This window comes from Bacteroidota bacterium, assembly GCA_034439655.1.
GTDB lineage: Bacteria > Bacteroidota > Bacteroidia > UKL13-3 > UKL13-3 > CANJUD01.
In genome coordinates this window covers 17774-36500 of sequence record JAWXAU010000135.1, presented here as the reverse complement: position 1 = coordinate 36500, position 18727 = coordinate 17774, and the positions used below count along the sequence as shown (strand labels likewise).

Sequence of the window (18727 nt, the reverse complement as noted above, 5' to 3'; positions counted from 1 at the left end):
TTGTTTTGAGAGGCCAAACGATGTAACCTCTATATACGTTAAATCAGACCCCTAGTGTTTTGAACACCTGAGGTCTGAATAACAAGTTTTTGCGAAACCAATTATTTGATTTCAACTTCGGCACCAGCTTCTTCCAAAGATTTCTTCAAGCTTTCTGCGTCTGCTTTAGAAACTTTTTCTTTAACTGCTTTTGGTGCTCCGTCAACTAAATCTTTGGCTTCTTTCAAACCAAGACCTGTAAGGTCTTTTACCAATTTCACTACGTTGAGTTTAGCGGCACCAGCCGATTTAAGGATTACGTCGAATTCTGATTGTTCAACAGCGGCTTCGCCACTACCAGCACTTGGAGCTGCCATTGCAACTGCTGCTGCTGCAGGCTCGATGCCGTATTCGTCTTTTAAAATTTGAGCTAATTCGTTAACTTCTTTCACTGTAAGATTAACTAACTGTTCAGCAAATGCTTTTAAGTCTGCCATGATATTTATTGTGTTTTTAAATTGTTTAAATTAATGATTGTATATATTTGATTGCGTTGGAAGCCGAGATTATGATGCCCTTTCTGAAAGAGTCTTGATGATACCGGCCAATTTGTTGCCACCGCTTTGCAAGCCAGAAATAACATTTTTTGCAGGTGATTGCAGTAGGCCAATAATTTCGCCAATAAGTTCGTTTTTGGTTTTAAGAGATATAAGTGCATCTAAACTGGCATCACCTAAAAACACATCTGAATCGATCCACGCACCTTTAAGAGATGGCTTTTCAGCTTTCTTTCTAAAAGTTTTGATAGCTTTTGCAGGGGCTTTAATATCATCTGAAAACATTAAGGCAGAAGTACCTTTTAATGTTCCAAATAATCCGGAAAAATCCCGACCGCTATTTTCCATAGCTTTTTGAATCAAAGTGTTTTTTGCTATCACCATTTTGATACCGTTTTTATGAAGTTCCCTTCTAAAACTGTTATCGGCAGAGGCTGATAAACCCGATGAATCGGATATATATATATTGTTATACTGTTTGAACTGAACAGTAAGTTCAGCAATTGCAGTTATTTTATCTTCTTTTTTCATTGTTTTCTATCTCCTTATTTTTTATTAAACGCCGGGAATTGATTTGGGATCAATGATAATTCCAGGGCTCATGGTTGACGACAAGCAAACCGATTTCATATAGGTACCTTTAGCTGATGAAGGTTTCAATTTAGAAATACTCACTAAAAGCTCAACGGCATTTTCATATAATTTCTCAGGCGTAAAAGATGCTTTTCCAATAGAAGTATGAATAATGCCAGCTTTGTCGACTTTGAAGTCGATTTTACCGCCTTTTACTTCTTTTACCGTTTTACCTATATCCATAGTAACAGTTCCAGATTTCGGATTTGGCATCAAGTTACGGGGACCTAATACTTTACCTAATCTACCAAGTTTTGCCATAACTGTTGGCATAGTAATTATCACATCTACGTCGGTCCAACCTTGCTCAATTTTTGCAATATAATCATCCAATCCAACATGGTCGGCACCTGCTTCTTTAGCTTCGGCTTCTTTATCGGGTGTGCATAATACCAATACTGTTTTGTTTTTGCCAGTTCCATGAGGTAATGAAACTATACCACGCACCATTTGATTGGCTTTACGTGGGTCAACACCTAAGCGGATATCTAAATCAACTGAAGCATCAAATTTGGTATAGGTTATATCTTTAACCAATTTAGAAGCATCGGTCAAAGTGTATTGCTTGTTAGCATCTACTTTGCCTATTATAGCTTTTCTTTTTTTAGTAATTTTTGCCATTTTCGTATGTCAATTAAAAGGGTGAATTGCCTGTAAGTGTTAATCCTAAAGAGCGGGCCGTACCTGCAATCATTTTCATGGCTGACTCGATATTAAAGCAATTAAGGTCGGGCATTTTATCTTCGGCTATGGTTTTTATTTGATCCCAAGAAACGGAACCAACTTTTTTACGGTTTGACATTTCTGAGCCTTTTTGGATTTTGGCTGCCTCCATTAATTGTGAAGCTGCCGGTGGGGTTTTGATCACAAAGTCGAATGACTTATCATTATATACAGAAATCAAAACGGGAAGTACTTTTCCAGGTTTATCCTGAGTACGAGCATTGAACTGTTTACAAAACTCCATAATGTTGATACCCTTAGATCCTAAGGCTGGGCCAATTGGCGGAGCTGGGTTGGCAGCACCTCCTTTAACTTGTAGTTTAACGTATCCTGTAATTTCTTTTGCCATGGTTGTATAAAATCTATTCTTTTTCTACTTGTAAATAATTAAGTTCTAAAGGCGTACGGCGTCCAAATATTTTCACCATCACCTTCAATTTCTTTTTGTCTTCCATTACTTCCTCAATCGAACCCGAGAAACCATTGAATGGGCCATCGGTTACTTTGATATTTTCGCCTACGATAAAAGGCTCCATCATGCTTTCGGGTTTTTCCGAAACTTCATCTATGGTTCCCAATATTCTGTTTACTTCGTTTTGACGCAAGGGTGTTGGGCCACCGTCTTTGGCTCCCAAAAAACCAACCACACCATTAATAGCTTTAATAGTGGGTGCGACTTCACCTGTTAAATCAGCTTCAATTAGAATGTATCCAGGGAAGTAATTTTTCTCCTTGGTAGTCTTCTTGCCATTCTTAACTTGGTACACTTTCTCCATAGGGATAAGGATTTGTGGAACAAAGTCCATCAAGCCTTCCCTAGTAAGTTCAGCCTCAATATAAGACTTAACTTTTCTTTCTTGCCCGCTTATGGCACGGACTACGTACCATTTAAAATCGTGAGCCATTTTTGTACCTGTTATAATTATTAATGTTAGTTTACGACAATGAATACAAGAGGTTGATAAGTTGGCTGCCCACCAAATCAATAATTCCTATTACTACAGAAAGTATTAAAGTAGCAACCATCACTAATACGGTACTACTCTGCAACTCTTGCCAAGTAGGCCAGGTTACTTTGTTTTTTAACTCGTCTGTTGTTGATTCTATTACTTCTGAAAACTTGCTCATAATTTTCTTGTTTTGTTTTTTGCACGGGCACTAGGATTCGAACCCAGATCAAAGGTTTTGGAGACCTCTATTCTACCATTGAACTATGCCCGTTTATGGATAAAGTAAGCCATAAACGGTTGCTTATGGCTTACTCTCTTTTTGGTTAATTACTTAATTATTTCGGTAACCTGACCAGCACCAATGGTACGACCACCTTCGCGGATAGCGAAGCGAAGTCCTTTTTCCATAGCGATAGATTGGATAAGGTTAACGGTTACAGTTACGTTATCACCAGGCATAATCATTTCCATTCCATCAGGTAGCATTACTTCGCCAGTAACGTCTGTGGTACGGAAATAAAATTGAGGGCGATATTTGTTGAAGAATGGAGTATGACGTCCACCTTCATCTTTGCTTAGTACATATATTTCGGCTTTGAAATCGCTGTGTGGGTTAACTGAACCTGGTTTGCAAATAACCATACCACGGCGGATATCGGTTTTTTCAATACCACGTAGCAATATACCAGCATTATCGCCAGCTTCACCACGATCTAATAGTTTGCGGAACATCTCAACACCAGTACAAACTGATTTCAAGTTTTCAGCACCCATACCGATGATATCAACTGCGTCGCCTACGTTAACTACGCCACGTTCGATACGACCAGTTGCAACCGTGCCACGACCAGTGATCGAGAATACATCTTCTACAGGCATCAAGAAAGGAAGATCGACTGCACGAGGAGGAACAGGGATATATGCATCTACTTGATCCATAAGTTCCATAATTTTTTCTACCCATTTGGCATCGCCGTTAAGTCCACCAAGGGCAGAACCACGAATGATTGGGATATCGTCTCCAGGAAAATCGTATTTGGTAAGCAATTCACGTATTTCTAATTCTACTAAGTCTAACAATTCTTCATCATCAACCATATCCACTTTGTTCATGAATACAACGATACGAGGCACACCTACCTGGCGAGCCAGAAGAATATGTTCGCGTGTTTGAGGCATTGGGCCATCAGTTGATGCTACTACCAAAATAGCTCCGTCCATTTGGGCAGCACCAGTAACCATGTTCTTAACATAGTCAGCGTGACCTGGACAGTCTACGTGAGCGTAGTGACGATTTGCTGTAGAATACTCTACGTGTGCAGTATTGATTGTAATACCGCGTTCTTTTTCTTCAGGAGCAGAGTCAATAGATTCGAATGAACGAGCTGTTGAAAGACCCTTGTCGGCTAGCACTTTGGTAATGGCAGCCGTAAGGGTGGTTTTTCCATGGTCAACGTGACCGATGGTGCCGATGTTCACGTGTGGTTTTGAACGGTCGAAATTTTCTTTTGCCATTTTAGTAGAATTTAATTGTTGTTAGTTTTTAATTTATGTTTTATTGTTTTGTTATTTCTTGTCTTTTCTTGTTGAGCCATTGAGCAGGATTGAACTGCCGACCTCTTCCTTACCAAGGAAGTGCTCTACCACTGAGCTACAATGGCTTTCGCCTTTTGCGTTTTTCGCAGCAGCCAAACTTGGTTAAAGTTTGGTTTAGAGCGGGAGACCAGGTTCGAACCGGCGACCTACAGCTTGGAAGGCTGTCGCTCTACCAACTGAGCTACTCCCGCAGAGTTATTTTAAATTCTTAAATATATAATATCTTCAAATCAAAATAAAGATGTGCAGCGTGGGGAGAGAAGGATTCGAACCTTCGTAGATTTCTCAGCAGATTTACAGTCTGCCCCATTTGACCGCTCTGGTATCTCCCCCTTGTTTTTTGGAGCCACTTGCCGGGATCGAACCAGCGACCTACTGATTACAAATCAGTTGCTCTACCAGCTGAGCTAAAGTGGCCTACACCTTGTTTATCAATACATTAAGAACTGAATCTAAGCATTCCTGCCCAAAAAAGGACTGCAAATGTAGACCTATTTGTATTAAAAACAATACAGGGGCTACGAATTTCTTGATAAGCCTTTGATAAAATTTAGCAAAAATGCCCTTTTTGCTTGATTTACAGGGAATAAAAATTTCTGCTTTTAATGTGGAAGAAATATAAACAGAAATTATCGAGATAAAAACTGTGATAAAATGGATTAACCTCGCACTGGGCAAGCTTTAAAAAACAATACTTAAGTCAATCGCCATTGGGATAAGATAACCTCTAATAATAGCAGTAGGTTGGTTGTTTTGCGTATTAAAATCCACCACTATATTATTGTTCACATTAAAAAAACCATATCGCAACATGGCACGAAACCCACACACATCGCCTGAATACTGATATCCCAAGAGACCACTGCTATTCCATTTTTGTGGGGTTACAAATTTGTCGAAAAAATCTTCTTTGTATCCTCCAGGGTCAAAATATACAGGGAAGGGGTCGTTAGCCCTGTAAAATTCCCAACTGATTAAATAATGGATATCAGCACCAAAAAGGACTTGGTGTTTTTGTTTATTTCGTATATCCCAAACTAACATTAAAGGCACCTCCAACCCAAAGGTAGTAATGCGGTTGAACCGGCCTTTGGCACTTTTGGTATAACTATCAATTCTGCCTTGGCTATTATATATGTATTTACCTGCTGTATCCTTAGGCCCTTCGTAATAATTATAATTGCTACCACGGTATGACCCACTTATCTCCGCCTGCCAGTACCAGTTTTTTATTTTGCGAGTATTGGTGAAGGGTTTAAAAAACTTATCGATCTTTTGGCGTGAATAAAGACTCACTGAAAACCCAGTATGTGGTTTTGTGGAATACCTTACGCTGTCACCCTGAACATTAAGTCGGTTACTCCGGTACCAACCCGTTGCTAGCCCAGCAACCACACCAAAGTGGTACTTGTCCTCCTCCTCCATTTTCTGGGCACTGGCAACAGTACCGAGGCAGCAGCTAATTATCAGATATAAAATAGTAGTTCTCAAAATATCAATGGGCAAATTTACAAAAGCTAGGCATAAAAAATACAATTGTCTTTTAACAAGATATCAATATTGTGAATTTGGTTGCTTTGGGTGAAAAATCTTTTTTGGAATATTGATTACTTTTAGGGTTAAAATACTTCACCCAAATTAAAGAATAAGCCTTTTGCTCCGGCTGCTCCAAATCCATAGGTAACGATTAAATTGATATTGGATTTTTTGTTAAGTTTAAGTCTGAAACCAGCCCCGTACCCACCTTTCAAATTATCGAATTGTGATGTATTCATATTGGTTACACTTTGCACATTGGCGAATACCACACCACCCCATAAGCCATTTCGGGTTACCGTAAAGCGGTATTCCGATTCCAGGTATAACATATTTTTGCTGCGAAATCGCCCTGCAATATATTGGCGGCCAGAGTTGGCATAGGTATCACCACCAGTGCCAGGAAGCGTGAAATAAGGAGGCTTGCTACCAAAAGTGAACCAATTGAAGTTCCAAAAAGCTAACAGGTTTTTAGAGTTTGCGGGGAACTTGATATATTTCCTGAAATCTAAATATAGCGATTGCCAATTATTGTCGCTGCCTAAGCTTTTGGTGCATTGCTTGTATATAATATTGGCATAATTACTATTTACCGGATTGTTGGCGTTACGACGGGCATCGTACAATATATTGACCACTAGCCCTGAAGCCACGTTTCGCTTACTGCTATCATATTGATTATATAATGTACTAAGCTGGTGCTTATTTGCATTTTGGTCATTTATTTTAAAATAATAATCGATGCTATATCCTGCTCCTGCTAAGAAATCATGTGCAATTTTTTTTTGAAACAATTGATAAAACCTAAAATAATTATAATAAATCCTATCTGCGTCTGCTAAGTTACTTTGCCCACCTAAACCATAAGTCTCTTGAGAATAAAGTTCATATCTAACATCACTTAATAAATTAAGTTTGTTACCTTTAGTCCAAATATTGGAAGATAAGAATGTGGACAATTGCCCTTTTTGAGCATACTCAACGCTCCCATAAATTACAGAAATATTTTGTTTGTGCACACTATCATTATAAAAAGAACAATTGATAGAACTCCACAAGCTAAAGCCTGTTTGCTGGGCATAGCCAATACTGGGGATAAATACAAAGTAATATACGCCTGGCTTTTTTATATTACTTTCAAGAGAATCTTTCTTTTTTCCGAACCATTTTTTTAATACATCTATTAAGTCTTTCTGTGCAACCACTGTATCGGTGTTTAGCGTATCTTTTAGCACAGGCTCTTTTGATTGTGCCTGACAAAAAGAATAACAAAAAACAAGTACAACACACCAGAATAATTTAGTATAGAGAACGTACCGGGCATCCTTATTATTTGTGCTTTTGGAAGAGGTATGTTTTGTCATGCAGCTAGTTTAACAATTATAGCACATCAAAGTTTTTATAATAGAAATTATTGCAATAAAGCTAAAGCGATATATATTATAGGTTCTCTAACAATTTTTCCATTTGCATGCCTCTGGAACCCTTAATAAATATAGAAGCATTTTCAATCGGATGTTTTTTTAAGTGCTCTGCTAAATTTTCTGATTTTTCAAACCATTCACAGTTTAGTAAGTTTTTTTGCACGCCGAATGCCTTGCCACATAAATATGTTTTATCGGGTTTTAAACTTAAAACTAATTTTGCAATGGCCGCGTGTTCTTCATTTTCAAATGCACCTGTTTCGTACATATCGCCAAGCATTAATACTTTGCTTTTGCCTGGTAAATTCATACCCATAAAATTTTTGATGGACACTTCCATACTGCTGGGGTTCGCATTATAGCAGTCAACTATAATATGGTTGCTATTTCTTTCAATTACCTGAGAGCGGTTATTGGCAGGTACATATTCTTCAATGCCTTTTTTTATTAATTCCAATGGTGTTTCAAAATATAATCCGATAGCGATTGCGGCCATCATATTTTCGGCATTATAAGTACCAAAGAGTGGTGAATTGATAATGGTACCCTCGATTGCTAATTTGATAGATGGGTTAATCGATAATACTTCGGCAGAATAATTCGCTTCGGCAATATCCAATCCATAAGTAATCTTATTGGAAAGTTTACTTGCCATCATAAGCACCTGCTCCTGTTGAAGGTTTACAAAGGTTGTCCCACCTTTTTTTTGCAAATGGTTAAACAATTCTCCGTTCCCCAATACCACTCCTTCAATATTGCCAAAACCCTCCAGGTGTTCTTTGCCAATATTGGTTATTAACCCAAAGTTGGGGTCAAATATTTCACACAGTTCAGCATTGTCGCCCACTTTGTTAGCCCCCATTTCTATTACCGCTATCTCGGTATCGGTAGGCATGGATAATATAGTGAGCGGTAATCCGATATGGTTGTTTAAATTGCCTTTGGTAACATGGGTTTTGTATTTTTGTTTCAATACACTATATAATAGTTCTTTGGTGGTGGTTTTACCATTGGAACCTGTAATACCTATAAAAGGGATAATGAAACTGTTGCGGTACCGGTGGGCTAATTGTTGCAAGAATTGTAAAGTATCGGGGACTAAAAAAATATTTTCATCGGTAGCAAATTCAACTTCTTGCACTACTGCATAGGCGGCTCCATTGTGCAATGCCTCTTGTGCAAATGCATTTCCATTAAAATTATTTCCTTTTATGGCAATGTACAGGCAACCTTTTGGCAGGGTTCGTGAGTCGATGCTTATAGAACCACAACTTTTGAATTTGTGGTAAAGTTCTTCTAGGTTCATAATTAATTGGTTAGTTTAAAATAGAAATGTCCTGCAATTTTAAGTCTTGTAACACATTTGCAAAGCATATTTTTTACAGGACTTGCAGTTAAATGGAAAAGGCAACTATGTTTTTTTATTGGTTCATATATGGTGTTGCCTTTTTCTTTGCTGTAGAATTTCGATATTCAAATTAATTATTCCCCGTATATTTGAAAAATATTTTATCATGAAAAAGCTACTCACCCTTGCATTCTTAATCTTTGTTTTTTGCCAATCCTATTCCCAAATCAAGTTATATCCCACACAACCCCCTATTTTCAAAAATCATAAAACGAATGATTTGTACAGATATCCGTTCTCTGGAGGAATAACTGCACCACAGTTTGCAACAATTGATGCGAACTTCGATGGGCGTAAGGATTTGGTGGTATATGATAGAGTAGGAGCCAGCCTTTCAGTATATGCTGATACTGCCAAAAGTGGAAGCCCGCTTTGGGTGCATGATGCCTTTCTTTCGGCCAAGTTCCCAAAGATTAGTAATTGGTTTCGCATGGTCGACTATGATAGAGATGGGGATCTTGATATTTTCACCAATCAGTATTCCGACTTTATTGTATACAATAATAAATCAACCGGCGGAGATTTGATTTTCGAGCGTAGACCCGATTCCATATATAGTTTTTTGGATTCAAACATATTTGGTTTTAATACCATCAATCTTCCCTGTTTCACATTTATGTATCCCGAAGTAAATGATATTGATAACGACGGCGACTATGATATTTTAGTGACTGATTTGCAGGGCGGGCTTTTGAACCTGTACCAAAATGTTCAGGTAGAGCGAAAGTTACCTAAAGACAGTTTAATGTTTATGGCGGTGGATTTCTGTTACGGCGGCTTTTTTCTGCCAACGGGCGACAATAAAGTAGGACTTGGTTATTCATGCGATAGGTATTACGAGCGTCATGCACATGCTGGCACAACAATTACTGCTTACGATTTTGACAATGATGGAGATAAAGATTTATTATTAGGCGATGCTTTTTTGCCAGAACTATTATATATTAAAAATGGTAAAAAGGAATATAATTGGGCCTACGATTCTGCCATTGCACAGGATACTATATACTTGCCTAATGAAGGCGGCGGGGCAAAATCTTTTACTTTTCCAGCTTCTTTTTTGGTTGATGTAGATGCCGATGATATATTAGATTTATTGGTAGCATCGAACGATGAAAAAGTGAACCAAGGTATCAATAATATCCAATTTTTTAAGAATACTGGCAGTAATAAATTGCCAAATTTCAAATATCAAACAAATAGTTTTTTGCATGATCAAACTATTGATGAAGGATATATGAACAATCCTGTATTTTTTGATGTGGATGGCGATTCGCTCATGGATTTGATAGTGGGCACAGGGGGTGATAATTTCAATAACCAAGACACCACATCGGTACTAAAATTATATAAGAACATCGGCACTAAAATCAAGCCAGAATATATATTGACCGATAGTAATTGGTTAGGTATGCGTAGCCAAAAAATAATCTGGCCCCATCCTGCCTTTGGCGATGTGGATGGAGATAATTTGCCTGACTTACTAGTGGGCCATGCAAAGGGAAAAATAATGTGGTGGAAAAATACTGGAACTGCATTATCACCGGTTTTCAGTTTGCAAAAAGACTCTTTTGCAGGTATTAATTTGGGAACTCCCATTGCACCAGCACTGGGCGACATAGACGGCGATGGAGATAATGATATGTTGATTGGAAGATATAATGGAGAGCTTAATTATTATCGTAATAATAGTGGAACGTTTACCTTGGTAACCGATACTTTTGGAAACATTAATGTATCAGATAGTTTTTTTGATTATACCTGTTATTGTTGGATGATGATGCACAATGGTATGGCAGTGCCAGTATTATATGATTTTGATAATAATGGCAAATTGGATTTAATGGCCGGAAGTTATAAAGGTAGTTTAAGACTGTATATGGATGCCCATAAATATATAAACGCAAAAGCAGAAGAGACCGACAGTTTTCAATTTAATTTTGTGAGTGATACCTTTGAAAATATTAAATATAATACATTTATTTCGCCAGCAGTAGCAATGCTCGATGGCGATTCGCTGCCTGATATTCTTGTAGGGACCCAACGTGGCGGGTTTTATTTTTGGGGCTCTCAAAAAATCACACAATTTAAATCCATCATCAATCCCGTTCAGTTAGCCGAGCAGTTGGCGTTTGAAATATTTCCCAATCCCGCACACGATAAAATTAATATAGTTCTGCCTTCGGATATTGGCAATGTATATATAACTTTATCGGATATAGCTGGCAAAATAATATTGAGAAGTAAAGCCAAAACAGGGAATTATATAAGCGTTGATTTGCAAAGCCAACCCTTGGGTGTTTATATCCTCAAAATAGAAAACGATAAAGGAGCAGCAGGGTACAAAAAAATTGTAAAAGATTAAATTCCTAAAGTTTCTTGTATTGGTATTACTTCTGCAAGCCCACTTACCCAATATTCACGCCCGCTATTTAGGTCGAGACATTTATAACGCTTGCGAGCTTTTTCACCTTTGCGGAACAAATAATTTTTGTTGTCAACCATTTTAAAGGTGGAGCCTGCAGCAAGTTCATCGAGCAAAATTCCTTTCTTTCGTTTGTCGTGGTTGCGTAGGCTTTTTATTAATCCGGGACTACTGCAACTCGAAGCAGCAGGGTCTGACATATAATGCATTAAGGCATGCTTAACATCGTCAGGAAAAATTTGCTCTTCGATAAAAGGGTGCATCAATACTTTGAAATGCATTTTCCATTCTTTTCCGTGAGGGCTCACACCGTTTTGATGGTTTTGCCATGTAAGCAAATGGGCAAGCTCGTGCAAAAAAGTAATAAGGAAAGAATAGGGGTTTAAGTCGTGGTTAATAGTGATGGCGTGGAAATGCTGATCGGGTAAGGGACGAAAATCTCCATATTTTGATGACCGCCTTCCCGTGATGCGGATATTGACGGGGTGTCGTTGCAGCAGGCTGTTAACACGTTGCACAGCCGCATCGGGGATAAATTGTTCAAGAAGATGAAAGTTTTTCACGAAAATTGTCTTGCAGGATTAAATAAAATACCTTTATTTTGAACTTGTTAATCATTAACCAATTCCCATGCAAATTTGGGTATAAAAAACTTTAATAACATGAAAAAAATATTCACACCCTTGGCCTTGGCCGCAATTGTGTTTGTTGCGGGATGCAGCAAAACAAGTTTACCTGTCAAATTTGACTTTACTCCTAAAACAGTAGAGTTCACCGTACCTGTTACCTCACAAGCTGGCGACATGACCTTTGTGCTGAACAAATTAGATTACAATTTGGATAGTTTGGCCAAGGCAAACAGCATTAGTCTTTCGCAGATCAAATCAATTAAATTGGCCGAAGTGCGTCTTGATATTATAGACCAAAATGGTAGTACTTTTGATTTGGTATCGTGGGCTGAAGCTTATTGTAAAGTGGATAACCAAGCTGAAATAAAAATAGCTTCTAAAAATCCAATTCCAGCCGACCATGTTCGCACAATTATGTTAGATGTTGTGCCACAAGAATTGGTTACCTACCTCAAATCAAGTTCGGCACAGTTTCGTTTGTCAGGGCGTACCAATGCCCCCATTGTTAACCCAATACAGATGCGTGCCACCGTTAGGTTGAACGTAGTAGGCGAACTTATTAATTAGTATATTTATAAATATAATAAAAGGAAGAGCAGGCCAGTTGGTCTGCTCTTTTTTGTTTATGGATATTATTGTGTCCACCACAATAAATATTTCATTTTTACGTTTCTAATATTGTAAACAATAACCCCTGTTTTTCATGAATCGAATAGCATATACCCTTGCCGGGTTGGTGCTTTTTATTGCATCATGCCAGAACGAAGCTGCCCCCATTAATATGGGATTGGCAACATAGTTAGACACCGTTTCTATCGACACCATTGCTAAAATACACAAAGACACTTTGGATTTGAGTAAAGTGATGGGTTACAAACCCTTTTCCTTTCACAAGCCGATTGCATCCCCCCGCCGCGGCGGGGCTATCGCAGACGGCTCGGGTGGGGATATAGAGTTGAGCGAAGAAAGTATCAGGGCCAGTGTGTTTTTAGTTGATATGGCAGGCAGTATTATAAAAACCGAATCCTTCACGGGCAAAACCTGTAAGCTCGATTTACGACGTGTGCCCGCAGGCAATTATATAGTGCGGATAAATGGCGAAGCTGCAAAATGGACTGATGCTCAAAAGATAATTGTAATAAAGTAATATCTGTTTTTTTTTGAGTGAAAGCTTCGTTGCCCTAAAAAGCAATGTGGCTTTTTTTATTTGTGGAAATATAATTTTACCCTTTGGGAATCAATTTATTGAGATAGTAAATTATTCAAAATTTTTAAAGTGTGCAAAGTGGTGTATTATTGCACTTTCGCAAAAACTAAATAAAATATAAAAAACATGAATCAACTATCTACAAACAATGGACACCCGAAGGGGTTGTACGTACTGTTTGTAACAGAAATGTGGGAACGTTTCAGTTACTATGGTATGCGAGCAATTTTCACACTTTTTATGACCAAAGCACTGTTATTCGACAAGTCTTTGGGTTCACAAATTTATGGAAGTTATACTGGATTAGTCTATTTAACACCTCTTTTGGGCGGCTATATGGCTGACAGGTATTGGGGCAATCGCAAATCAATAATCATAGGCGGTATTATGATGGCTATGGGCCAGTTCCTCATGTTCTTTAGTGGTAGTATGTATCAGGATCCTGGCACTGCTAGTTTAATCATGTATTCGGGACTTGGTTTTTTAATATTCGGAAATGGATTTTTTAAACCCAATATCTCTACCATGGTTGGGCAGTTGTATCCCAAAGGGGATAAGCGGATAGATTCGGCGTTTACAATTTTCTATATGGGAATTAATTTGGGAGCTTTTATCGCACCGCTTTTATGTGGTGCTTTGGGTGAAGTATACGATTCAACGGGCAGTATAGTGCCGAGTGAATTTAAATGGGGATTTTTTGCCGCAGGTTGTGGGATGGTATTAAGCATTATACTTTTTGTGTGGCTCAAGAATCATTATATTGTTACACCAGAAGGAAAGCAAATAGGCGTATCTCCTAATGTAAGCAGAGATGCGGCCGATATTGATACTCCAGCCGAGCTTAAATCGGAATTTACGATGGGACAAATAGGAATGTGGACTGTAATTTTTGCTGCAATTACTGCGGCCTCTTATTTTACGCATTTTTTCGATATGTTTGGTTCTATAATATTGGGGTTAACTATAGCTGCTCCGGGATTAATTATTTCCGATAAATCGCTTACTAAATTAGAGCGAGATAGGATTTGGGTAATATATATTGTTGCATTTTTTGTTATATTCTTTTGGGCAGCATTTGAGCAGGCAGGGGCCTCACTCACCTATTTTGCATCCGACCAAACAGAACGCGATGTAAACTGGCATTTCCCAAGGGAAGTAATATATGGAGTATTGGGCTTAATTGTTGTAATTATGAGTTGGCTGCTAAGCAAAACTGTGAAGATGAAAAATGAAAAGGCAGGGGTAAAAGAGTTGTTTATGCTACTCATGCTTGCCAGTATCGGGGGTTGTATATATGGTTTTATTAAAATACCAGAAACTGGATTAGAGATAAAAACAATTACAGCGAGTTCCTTTCAATCTATTAATGCAGTAGCCATTGTTATTTTCGCTCCCTTCTTCGCTATGTTGTGGACATGGATGGGCAAGAAAAACATCGAACCTGCATCGCCATATAAGCAATCTATTGGTTTGTTCCTTTTAGCTTTGGGATATTTGGTTATAGCTCAAGCACCTTTTGCCCCTGGTGTTAAGGTAACCATGTTATGGTTGGTTATGTTATATGTAATCCATACCTTCGGAGAACTTTGTTTGTCGCCAATTGGCCTTTCCATGGTTAACAAATTGGCACCCATTAAATTTGCATCATTGCTCATGGGCGTATGGTTCTTGTCTACTTCATTTGCAAACAAGTTTGCCGGAACCTTAAGTGCGTTATATCCTGAAGAAGTTAAAATAGAAAAATCAATTAATACGGAGGTAAATAAATCAGTATTGGATAGTTTGTCAAATTATAAAATTGATACCAACGTATGGAAGAAGGACTTAAAATTAAATTTAAGTACCTCCCTACCTATGGTTGCCGTTACAAAAATTGAGAATAAACAAAGCGAAATCGATAGTGTAACTGCTATAGCCAGTAATGGAAAATCAGTAGAGGTTTCCGATTATTTCCTAAGCATAATTAAGTCGACCAACGGAAATATAGACCGAGCCACCGTAAGTGCCGATGGTAGATATTTATATACCCATGATTCAGTTGAAACAAAGAAAGATGGCGGGTTTGTGAAAGTAGCAAAATTACAGGTTTGGGATTTGAAACCAGTCAAACCTTCTTTCATGGGTGTTCAGATAAACAATTTGAAAGATTTCTTTATGATTTTCGTTTTCATGGCAGGAGCAGCTTCCATTATTTTGTTTTTCTTATCGAGGAGAATGCTTAAAATGATGCATGGAGTAAGGTAGAGTTCACTCACTTACTTATAAAATTCACACCCCGTTTGGTATTTTCAAACGGGGTTTTTTCGTTTGAATAGGCGTGCCTATATTTGCAGCCATAAAAATGAACAAGTATAATTACAAGTTTCTCGCATACATATTTTTTGCTCTCTGTCTTATGTTGTCATGCGTTAGTAAGCGAAATTATTATTATTTGAACAAGAGTGGGTATAAGGCCCCGCAAGATTCTATTTTTAGCAATATTAAAACGAGTGCGGCCTTTGAGCATGTGCTCGACCATAATGACCAAGTACTTATTTCACTTGAGCCCAATCAATACCAATTAGGTTCAGGACAAAGATTAGGTTCAGCTTCAAACGTAAAAGTAGGATTAGATGGAAATATATCTATCCCATTTGTAGGCAAAGTGAAAGTAGATGGAATGACCATCAGTCAGCTTAGCGACACTATATATTCGCTGTATAGCAAAGTATATATAAATCCTTCTGTAAACGTGCAATTAGTGTCGTTTAATATTTCTGTGTTGGGCGACGTGCGGACGCCTGGGTTAAAAATAGTTGGTGTTTCTACCATCAATATTTTTGAGGCAATAGGAATGGGAGGTGATTTAAGCGAGGAAGCGAATAGGAAGACTGTCAAAGTTCTGCGTAAAAACAAAGCTGATAAAACAGATATGTATGAACTCGATTTAACTTCTGTAGCAACGCTATCATCGGAAGCGTTTTATTTGAAAAGTAATGATATTATAATTGTTCAGCAATATAATTATAAGAGATATCTAAATAAAGCACAACAATTTTACGGAGTGTTGTCAGCGATTAATATTATCTTAACTATTTCCTTCCGTTTTCTATAAAAAAGATATAATTAATGGCTAGTCAGGAAGAAAGTATACTATCAGGAATAGGGCAAAAATATAATTTTAGGCCCATTATATATTTGGTGATCAAATATTGGTATTTGTATGCCATTATTGTCATTTCATCAATGATTGTTGCATATCTCGTTAATAAGTACACCGTTCCTGTGTACAGAGTGAGTTGCTCGGTGATGATTAATGATAAGCAAAACTCATCGGCCCAATCCATACTGGGCGACAAAAATAGGAGCATGAACTTTGTGGAATTTGGGTCATCCATTTCCGACGAGGTTCAAATAATAACCTCACGCCAGCTCACCTCCGAGATATTGAGCAATCTGGATTTCTCGGTTAGCTATTACGAAATAGGACATATCTCAACTCAGGAAATATATAATCAATGTCCATTTAAGGCACATATACTTATCAAGGACAGCAGTGCGTATGGTAACGCCTTTTACGTACAAACCAAAGACGATAAGGAATTCAAGTTAGTTTTTACTGACCCTAAAACTGGTGATAATTCTTCCGGTATTTTTAAGTACGGTCAGATGATCAAGTTTAAATTTGGAGATATTGTGCTCACTGTAAACGATAGTTTGAAAAAAGTATTAAATTCAGAAAGCAGGGAATACAAGTTTTTTTTAAATAGCAGGGAAGCGTTAATTAAGGAATTTAATGAGGCCATCACCACAAAAAATGACCGTGAAACAAACTTATTAAATATTTTTATTTCATCGTCCAATGTGCAGAAGGGTGTTGATTTTCTTAATATGCTATGCAAAGTATATATAGAACAAAATCTGGAAACAAAGAATGAAATTTCGGAAAAATCAATTCAATTTATTAATAATCAACTTGAAGAAATATCCAATTCATTGAACAGTGTGGAGAGTGATTTGGAGAATTTCAAAGAGAGCAAAAATTTTGTGGATCTGAGTGATGAGACTCGGCAGTTCATGACAAATATCAACGATATTAACAGGCAGCAACAAGCTATACTATTAAAGCTGAACTCTCTTGAATTGTTGAGGAGTTATATAGTGCTTAATAAAGATTTAACATTATTGGCACCCACACTCGAAGATGTAAAGGATCCATCGGTATTGAACTTTGTTGAAGAATTAAGAGGTGCCCAAAGTAATCTAAAAGAACTTCAGGTAAACGTTACAGATGCCTTTCCCAGTATCAAAATTTTAAAAGATAAAATTTCGAATACAAAAAGATTATTGTTAGAAAATATTAATAATACCATTCTTACGACCAAAAGCTCAATTACCACCTTAAAAGAGCAAATGAATGTTTTTGAAGAAGAACTTCGACATGTGCCTCATACAGAACGTGAATTGCTGCAAATCAAAAGAAGGTTCTCCCTTAGTGAGAACGTATATTTATATATGTTGCAGAAAAGGGCTGAACTAAGTATTACAAAAGCAGCCAATATACCTGACAATAAATTGGTGGATGATGCAACAGCCAAAGGAATTATTAAACCTTTAAAATCGCAAAATTATACCATAGCTATTATGCTAGGTTTGTTTTTGCCTTCACTACTTATATATCTTATTAATATGTTGGATGATAAGATTAGGAACAGGTTCCAAGTTGAAAAAGCCTCACTCGTTCCCTTAATTGGTATTATTAGCCACAACTTCAAGAAAATTAATTTGGTGGTGAACAATAATCCCAAGTCGCATATTGCAGAAGCATTTAGAGCCATAAGGACTAACCTACAGTATTTTTCGACAGAGTCAGAAAAAAAAGTAATACTTACTAGTTCTACAGTGGGTGGCGAAGGTAAGACCTTTTTTTCAATGAATTTGGCGACAATATTTGCATTGTCCGATAAGAAAGTGGTGCTATTGGGATTTGACCTGCGGAAACCAAAACTGTACACAGATTTTAAATTAAAAAATGATATTGGTATTACCAATTATTTGATTGGCAAAGCCGAGATAAAAGATATCATTCAACCTACTCAAATAGAAAATTTATATTTTATACCATCAGGTCCTATTCCACCCAACCCTGCCGAACTGATTGCGAGTGACAAAATTCCTATATTGTTCGATGTTCTTAAAAAAGAGTATGACTATGTAATTGTTGATACACCTCCATTAGGACTTGTAACCGATGCTATTTTGTTGATGGATTATTCCAATATCAATGTGTATGTAATGCGTGAAAACTATTCGAGGCTGAATTTCCTACAAGCCATTAACGGATTGGTTGAAACGCGTAAACTAAAGAATACATGTATTGTACTAAACGACTCAAATATATATTCGAGCAGTTACCGTTACGGCTATAGTTATGGTTATGGCTCCGGTTATGGCTATGGTTATGGTTACGGTGGCTATGGTGGTTATGGCAGTTACTCGGGTTATGGCAGTTATGGTGGTCAATACGGAGGTAATAGTTATGGTTATGGATACGGCTATGGTTATGGATACGGCTACGGATACTACGATGAAGACGATCAACATAAAGGCAATGTATTTAAGAAATTTATTAAATATTTGCAGCGGAAACTCAACATAAAACCAAGACGCGAAGAATAATT

The 18727-nt window shown here is 37.5% G+C and carries 17 protein-coding genes and 5 tRNA genes; 6 read left to right on the top strand and 16 right to left on the bottom strand.

Features of this window, described 5'->3' with window-relative positions; genetic code table 11:
* Positions 1-101: 101 nt before the first annotated feature.
* The 15 genes from rplL to murF form a co-directional block, all read right to left on the bottom strand.
* Positions 102-476, bottom strand: a complete 375-nt coding sequence (gene rplL, locus SGJ10_09700) for a 50S ribosomal protein L7/L12 (protein MDZ4758394.1) — start codon at positions 474-476, stop codon at positions 102-104.
* A gap of 69 nt (positions 477-545) precedes the next feature.
* Positions 546-1067 carry a 50S ribosomal protein L10 gene (rplJ, locus tag SGJ10_09695; GenBank protein ID MDZ4758393.1) on the bottom strand — a complete coding sequence of 174 codons (522 nt, stop codon included), beginning with the start codon at positions 1065-1067 and terminating at the stop codon, positions 546-548.
* A gap of 24 nt (positions 1068-1091) precedes the next feature.
* Positions 1092-1790 (bottom strand): 50S ribosomal protein L1, encoded by a 699-nt coding sequence (gene rplA, locus SGJ10_09690; GenBank protein MDZ4758392.1) that lies wholly within the window; start codon positions 1788-1790, stop codon positions 1092-1094.
* 13 nt (positions 1791-1803) lie between these two features.
* Entirely contained in the window at positions 1804-2241 is a 438-nt protein-coding gene (rplK, locus tag SGJ10_09685) for a 50S ribosomal protein L11 (GenBank protein ID MDZ4758391.1), read from the bottom strand.
* Between the two features lie 13 nt (positions 2242-2254).
* Complete coding sequence (gene nusG / locus SGJ10_09680) at positions 2255-2797, bottom strand: transcription termination/antitermination protein NusG (protein ID MDZ4758390.1); 543 nt, start codon at positions 2795-2797, stop codon at positions 2255-2257.
* 31 nt (positions 2798-2828) lie between these two features.
* Positions 2829-3020 carry a preprotein translocase subunit SecE gene (secE, locus tag SGJ10_09675; GenBank protein ID MDZ4758389.1) on the bottom strand — a complete coding sequence of 64 codons (192 nt, stop codon included), beginning with the start codon at positions 3018-3020 and terminating at the stop codon, positions 2829-2831.
* 22 nt (positions 3021-3042) lie between these two features.
* Positions 3043-3113 (bottom strand) — tRNA-Trp (locus SGJ10_09670).
* A 56-nt stretch (positions 3114-3169) separates the two neighbouring features.
* On the bottom strand, positions 3170-4357 hold the full coding sequence (gene tuf / locus SGJ10_09665) for an elongation factor Tu (protein ID MDZ4758388.1): 1188 nt from the start codon (positions 4355-4357) through the stop codon (positions 3170-3172).
* A 74-nt stretch (positions 4358-4431) separates the two neighbouring features.
* A tRNA-Thr gene (locus tag SGJ10_09660) sits at positions 4432-4503 on the bottom strand.
* A gap of 53 nt (positions 4504-4556) precedes the next feature.
* Positions 4557-4629, bottom strand: a tRNA-Gly gene (locus SGJ10_09655).
* 60 nt (positions 4630-4689) lie between these two features.
* Positions 4690-4770: transfer RNA gene (locus SGJ10_09650), tRNA-Tyr, on the bottom strand.
* A 9-nt stretch (positions 4771-4779) separates the two neighbouring features.
* Positions 4780-4855: transfer RNA gene (locus SGJ10_09645), tRNA-Thr, on the bottom strand.
* Between the two features lie 264 nt (positions 4856-5119).
* A complete protein-coding gene (locus SGJ10_09640) occupies positions 5120-5929 on the bottom strand; it encodes a hypothetical protein (GenBank protein ID MDZ4758387.1) in 810 nt (269 codons plus the stop codon).
* 128 nt (positions 5930-6057) lie between these two features.
* Positions 6058-7338: a hypothetical protein gene (locus SGJ10_09635; GenBank protein MDZ4758386.1), complete on the bottom strand. Its 1281-nt coding sequence runs from the start codon at positions 7336-7338 to the stop codon at positions 6058-6060.
* A 76-nt stretch (positions 7339-7414) separates the two neighbouring features.
* Positions 7415-8704 (bottom strand): UDP-N-acetylmuramoyl-tripeptide--D-alanyl-D-alanine ligase, encoded by a 1290-nt coding sequence (murF, locus tag SGJ10_09630; GenBank protein MDZ4758385.1) that lies wholly within the window; start codon positions 8702-8704, stop codon positions 7415-7417.
* A 208-nt stretch (positions 8705-8912) separates the two neighbouring features.
* Here murF and SGJ10_09625 point away from each other — a divergent pair, with 208 nt between their 5' ends.
* Entirely contained in the window at positions 8913-11171 is a 2259-nt protein-coding gene (locus tag SGJ10_09625; protein ID MDZ4758384.1) for a T9SS type A sorting domain-containing protein, read from the top strand.
* Here the strand turns inward: SGJ10_09625 and SGJ10_09620 are convergent.
* The gene (locus SGJ10_09620) at positions 11168-11794 is read right to left on the bottom strand and encodes a SprT-like domain-containing protein (protein ID MDZ4758383.1); all 627 of its coding nucleotides are present in this window, start codon (positions 11792-11794) and stop codon (positions 11168-11170) included. The two genes, SGJ10_09625 and SGJ10_09620, sit on opposite strands and share 4 nt — an antisense overlap.
* A 99-nt stretch (positions 11795-11893) precedes the next feature.
* Between SGJ10_09620 and SGJ10_09615 the strand changes: the two genes are divergently transcribed.
* From SGJ10_09615 to SGJ10_09595, 5 genes are all read left to right on the top strand, one after another.
* Positions 11894-12427: a hypothetical protein gene (locus SGJ10_09615; GenBank protein MDZ4758382.1), complete on the top strand. Its 534-nt coding sequence runs from the start codon at positions 11894-11896 to the stop codon at positions 12425-12427.
* Positions 12428-12707: 280 nt separating this feature from the next.
* Positions 12708-13007: a T9SS type A sorting domain-containing protein gene (locus SGJ10_09610; protein MDZ4758381.1), complete on the top strand. Its 300-nt coding sequence runs from the start codon at positions 12708-12710 to the stop codon at positions 13005-13007.
* 186 nt (positions 13008-13193) lie between these two features.
* Positions 13194-15311: a peptide MFS transporter gene (locus SGJ10_09605; GenBank protein ID MDZ4758380.1), complete on the top strand. Its 2118-nt coding sequence runs from the start codon at positions 13194-13196 to the stop codon at positions 15309-15311.
* Between the two features lie 151 nt (positions 15312-15462).
* The gene (locus SGJ10_09600; GenBank protein MDZ4758379.1) at positions 15463-16161 is read left to right on the top strand and encodes a polysaccharide biosynthesis/export family protein; all 699 of its coding nucleotides are present in this window, start codon (positions 15463-15465) and stop codon (positions 16159-16161) included.
* Between the two features lie 14 nt (positions 16162-16175).
* Positions 16176-18725 carry a polysaccharide biosynthesis tyrosine autokinase gene (locus SGJ10_09595; GenBank protein MDZ4758378.1) on the top strand — a complete coding sequence of 850 codons (2550 nt, stop codon included), beginning with the start codon at positions 16176-16178 and terminating at the stop codon, positions 18723-18725.
* The last annotated feature ends 2 nt before the right edge of the window (positions 18726-18727 follow it).